Origin of the sequence: Agromyces cavernae, assembly GCF_021044935.1 — a bacterium.
Lineage (GTDB): Bacteria > Actinomycetota > Actinomycetes > Actinomycetales > Microbacteriaceae > Agromyces > Agromyces cavernae.
The window spans coordinates 1-5,620 of sequence record NZ_JAJNMP010000007.1; the positions used below are offsets into that span (position 1 = coordinate 1).

Below are 5,620 nucleotides of genomic sequence, written 5' to 3' on the forward strand. Positions count from 1 at the left end.
ATGTCCGGCGGTGTCCTACTCTCCCACAGGGTCCCCCCTGCAGTACCATCGGCGCTGCGAGTCTTAGCTTCCGGGTTCGGAATGTGTCCGGGCGTTTCCCTCGCGCTATGGCCGCCGAAACTCTAGAACCAACGTCACCTGTTGGGGTGGTTGGTGGTCTCGGTGTCCCACCTGGTTCCACCCGGTCGCGGGCTGATGCCCGGTTGGGGTGGGGTGGGGTGTTACTCGTGTTGAGTTATGTGTTGGGTTTCCGTCTGTTGGGAACCACAGAGTGGACGCAAGCAATCTTCGGGCCACGCACACGGCCTTTCCGTGAATGAACACATTCGTGTGTGTGTGGTGATTGTCAAGTTATCGGCTTATTAGTACCGGTCAGCTTCAACAGTCGTTAGTCCTGTCTTCCACATCCGGCCTATCAACCCAGTCGTCTGGCTGGGAGCCTCTCCCCCGAAGGGATGGAAATCTCATCTTGAGGCCGGCTTCCCGCTTAGATGCTTTCAGCGGTTATCCATCCCGAACGTAGCTAACCAGCGGTGCTCCTGGCGGAACAACTGGCACACCAGAGGTTCGTCCAACCCGGTCCTCTCGTACTAGGGTCAGATCCTCTCAAATTTCCTGCGCGCGCAGAGGATAGGGACCGAACTGTCTCACGACGTTCTAAACCCAGCTCGCGTACCGCTTTAATGGGCGAACAGCCCAACCCTTGGGACCTACTCCAGCCCCAGGATGCGACGAGCCGACATCGAGGTGCCAAACCATGCCGTCGATATGGACTCTTGGGCAAGATCAGCCTGTTATCCCCGAGGTACCTTTTATCCGTTGAGCGACAGCGCTTCCACAAGCCACTGCCGGATCACTAGTCCCGACTTTCGTCCCTGCTCGACCTGTCAGTCTCACAGTCAAGCTCCCTTGTGCACTTACACTCGCCACCTGATTGCCAACCAGGTTGAGGGAACCTTTGGGCGCCTCCGTTACTTTTTGGGAGGCAACCGCCCCAGTTAAACTACCCACCAGGCACTGTCCCTGAACCGGATCACGGTTCGAAGTTAGATATCCAGAGTGACCAGAGTGGTATTTCAACAATGACTCCACCGACACTAGCGTGCCAGCTTCACAGTCTCCCACCTATCCTACACAAGCCACACCGAACACCAATACCAAGCTGTAGTAAAGGTCACGGGGTCTTTCCGTCCTTCTGCGCGTAACGAGCATCTTTACTCGTACTGCAATTTCGCCGAGTTCGCGGTTGAGACAGCTGGGAAGTCGTTACGCCATTCGTGCAGGTCGGAACTTACCCGACAAGGAATTTCGCTACCTTAGGATGGTTATAGTTACCACCGCCGTTTACTGGGGCTTAAATTCTCAGCTTCGCCTTGCGGCTAACCGGTCCTCTTAACCTTCCAGCACCGGGCAGGCGTCAGTCCGTATACATCGTCTTGCGACTTGGCACGGACCTGTGTTTTTAGTAAACAGTCGCTTCCCACTGGTCTCTGCGGCCACTCCACGCTTCCCCCAGCAAGTGGGTTCACGCTTCGGGCCCCCCTTCTCCCGAAGTTACGGGGGCATTTTGCCGAGTTCCTTAACCACGATTCTCTCGATCTCCTCGGTATTCTCTACCTGACCACCTGAGTCGGTTTGGGGTACGGGCGGCTAGAACCTCGCGTCGATGCTTTTCTCGGCAGCATAGGATCACCCACTTTTCATCCGCGTCACGTCTCAGCCTGTGTGAGCGACGGATTTGCCTATCGCTCGGCCTACACGCTTGCCCCGGGTCAACCATCGCCCGGGCTGGGCTACCTTCCTGCGTCACACCTGTTATCACGCTCACTCCACCAGATGGGGTCGCATGCCGCCCCACAACATTCCCCGAAGGGTCCGTCATGGCTTGGGATGCTTAGCACTCCTGGCTTCGTGTGGGCGGTTCTTCGCCGGTACGGGAATATCAACCCGTTGTCCATCGACTACGCCTGTCGGCCTCGCCTTAGGTCCCGACTTACCCAGGGCAGATTAGCTTGACCCTGGAACCCTTGGTCTTCCGGAGGACGGGTTTCTCACCCGTCTTTCGCTACTCATGCCTGCATTCTCACTCGTGTGGCCTCCACGGCTGGTTTCCACCGCCGCTTCACTGCCCACACGACGCTCTCCTACCCATCCACACGACTGGACCACGAAGGCCTATCGATTGTATGAATGCCACGACTTCGGTGGCGTGCTTGAGCCCCGTTACATTGTCGGCGCGGAATCACTTGACCAGTGAGCTATTACGCACTCTTTCAAGGGTGGCTGCTTCTAAGCCAACCTCCTGGTTGTCTGTGCAACTCCACATCCTTTCCCACTTAGCACGCGCTTAGGGACCTTAGTCGGTGGTCTGGGTTGTTTCCCTCTCGACGATGAAGCTTATCCCCCACCGTCTCACTGCTGCGCTCTCACTTACCGGCATTCGGAGTTTGGCTGACGTCAGTAACCTGTTGAGGCCCATCGGCCATCCAGTAGCTCTACCTCCGGCAAGAAACACGCAACGCTGCACCTAAATGCATTTCGGAGAGAACCAGCTATCACGAAGTTTGATTGGCCTTTCACCCCTATCCACAGCTCATCCCCTCCATTTTCAACTGAAGTGGGTTCGGTCCTCCACGACGTCTTACCGTCGCTTCAACCTGGCCATGGATAGATCACTTCGCTTCGGGTCTAGGACCTGCGACTGAATCGCCCTATTCAGACTCGCTTTCGCTCCGGCTACCCCACACGGGTTAACCTCGCCACAGATCACTAACTCGCAGGCTCATTCTTCAAAAGGCACGCCGTCACCCCAACAAGGAGGCTCCGACGGTTTGTAAGCAAACGGTTTCAGGTACTATTTCACTCCCCTCCCGGGGTACTTTTCACCTTTCCCTCACGGTACTTGTCCGCTATCGGTCATCTGGGAGTATTTAGGCTTATCAGGTGGTCCTGACAGATTCACGCGGGATTTCTCGGGCCCCGCGCTACTTGGGATACCTCTCCGGGCCGCCAGGCATTTCGACTACGGGACTCACACCCACTCCGGTCCGGCTTTCAATCCGGTTCGTCTATACCCGACGCGTCACCGTGACTGCACGGCAGTACAGTCCGAAAGGTCCCACAACCCCGACCATGCAACCCCTGCCGGGTATCACACATGACCGGTTTAGCCTCTTCCGCTTTCGCTCGCCACTACTCACGGAATCACGGTTGTTTTCTCTTCCTGTGGGTACTGAGATGTTTCACTTCCCCACGTTCCCTCTACCCGCCCTATACATTCAGGCGGGAGTCACCAGGTCACCCAAAGGGCCTGGCGGGGTTTCCCCATTCGGAAATCCTCGGATCACAGCTCGTTTATCAGCTCCCCGAGGCTTATCGCAGATTACGACGTCCTTCTTCGGCTCCAGATGCCAAGGCATCCACCGTTTGCTCTTAGAAACTTGAAATCACATGAGTTTGAATCGATCGCGCACCCCGAAGGGTGCGAGATTGACCAATGATTAGTCAGACACACCCCGAAAGGCATGTCATCGAAATCTTTGTGAAACAGTCCAAAGGACTGCTTCTAAGATGCTCGCGTCCACTATGTAGTTCTCAACAGACGGCCAGAACCCCCACACCCGACAACCCAAAGTCATCATCGGTGAAGGCCTGAAGAAACCATCACCCCCACACTCCGAAGAGCGCAGAGTTGTCCGGTCCCTCAGGACCCAACAGCGTGCAACGTGCCCGACCGGCCGGCCCCCACCGTTCCAACCACCTCCCGAAAGAGCCGGCGTACTAGGTCTGAACCATTCAGACGAGCACCTATATCCAATGTTCCACCCATGAGCAACCAGCAGACACGTTCGGTCTGATCTGGCGCACTGCGAAAACCCGAAGGCTTCCGAGTTGCTCCTTAGAAAGGAGGTGATCCAGCCGCACCTTCCGGTACGGCTACCTTGTTACGACTTAGTCCTAATCACCGATCCCACCTTCGACGGCTCCCTCCACAAGGGTTAGGCCACCGGCTTCGGGTGTTACCGACTTTCATGACTTGACGGGCGGTGTGTACAAGGCCCGGGAACGTATTCACCGCAGCGTTGCTGATCTGCGATTACTAGCGACTCCGACTTCATGAGGTCGAGTTGCAGACCTCAATCCGAACTGAGACCGGCTTTTTGGGATTCGCTCCGCCTTACGACATCGCAGCCCTTTGTACCGGCCATTGTAGCATGCGTGAAGCCCAAGACATAAGGGGCATGATGATTTGACGTCATCCCCACCTTCCTCCGAGTTGACCCCGGCAGTCTCACATGAGTTCCCACCATAACGTGCTGGCAACATGCGACGAGGGTTGCGCTCGTTGCGGGACTTAACCCAACATCTCACGACACGAGCTGACGACAACCATGCACCACCTGTAACCGAGTGTCCAAAGAGTTCACCATTTCTGGCGCGTTCTCGGTCATGTCAAGCCTTGGTAAGGTTCTTCGCGTTGCATCGAATTAATCCGCATGCTCCGCCGCTTGTGCGGGCCCCCGTCAATTCCTTTGAGTTTTAGCCTTGCGGCCGTACTCCCCAGGCGGGGCGCTTAATGCGTTAGCTACGACACGGAAACCGTGGAAAGGTCCCCACATCTAGCGCCCAACGTTTACGGCGTGGACTACCAGGGTATCTAATCCTGTTCGCTCCCCACGCTTTCGCTCCTCAGCGTCAGTTACGGCCCAGAGAACTGCCTTCGCCATCGGTGTTCCTCCTGATATCTGCGCATTCCACCGCTACACCAGGAATTCCATTCTCCCCTACCGCACTCCAGTCTGCCCGTACCCACTGCAGGCTAGAGGTTGAGCCTCTAGTTTTCACAGCAGACGCGACAAACCGCCTACGAGCTCTTTACGCCCAATAATTCCGGACAACGCTCGGACCCTACGTATTACCGCGGCTGCTGGCACGTAGTTAGCCGGTCCTTTTTCTGCAAGTACCGTCAAAAAGCTTGCGCTTCCCTTCTTCCTTACTAAAAGCGGTTTACAACCCGAAGGCCGTCATCCCGCACGCGGCGTTGCTGCATCAGGCTTGCGCCCATTGTGCAATATTCCCCACTGCTGCCTCCCGTAGGAGTCTGGGCCGTGTCTCAGTCCCAGTGTGGCCGGTCACCCTCTCAGGCCGGCTACCCGTCGACGCCTTGGTGAGCCATTACCTCACCAACAAGCTGATAGGCCGCGAGTCCATCCCAAACCGAAAAACTTTCCACCCCAGATCATGCGATCCAAGGTCCTATCCGGTATTAGCTCCGATTTCTCGGGGTTATCCCAGAGTCCAGGGCAGGTTACTCACGTGTTACTCACCCGTTCGCCACTAATCCCCCCAGCAAGCTAGGGTTCATCGTTCGACTTGCATGTGTTAAGCACGCCGCCAGCGTTCGTCCTGAGCCAGGATCAAACTCTCCAAAAAAAATGGTTCCCAACACCCGAAGGCATCAGGGAGTTCAAATCACTGACAGAGAAACAACTGACTATCAAAAATCAAATTGTCCATCAATCAAAGGAATCCCACCCACTCCGAAAAGCAGGTCGGGGTTCAAAAAATTGGCATTGAACATAGTGCACGCTGTTGAGTTCTCAAGGAACGGACGCACCCG

The 5,620-nt window shown here is 56.1% G+C and carries 3 rRNA genes; all 3 read right to left on the reverse strand.

What is annotated here, in order from left to right:
- Positions 1–2: 2 nt before the first annotated feature.
- Positions 3–119: ribosomal RNA gene (rrf, locus tag LQ757_RS19000) — 5S ribosomal RNA — on the reverse strand.
- Positions 120–342: 223 nt separating this feature from the next.
- Positions 343–3,446 (reverse strand): 23S ribosomal RNA (locus LQ757_RS19005).
- Between the two features lie 456 nt (positions 3,447–3,902).
- Positions 3,903–5,433: ribosomal RNA gene (locus LQ757_RS19010) — 16S ribosomal RNA — on the reverse strand.
- Together the 16S, 23S and 5S rRNA genes form the textbook arrangement of a ribosomal RNA operon.
- Positions 5,434–5,620: the final 187 nt, after the last annotated feature.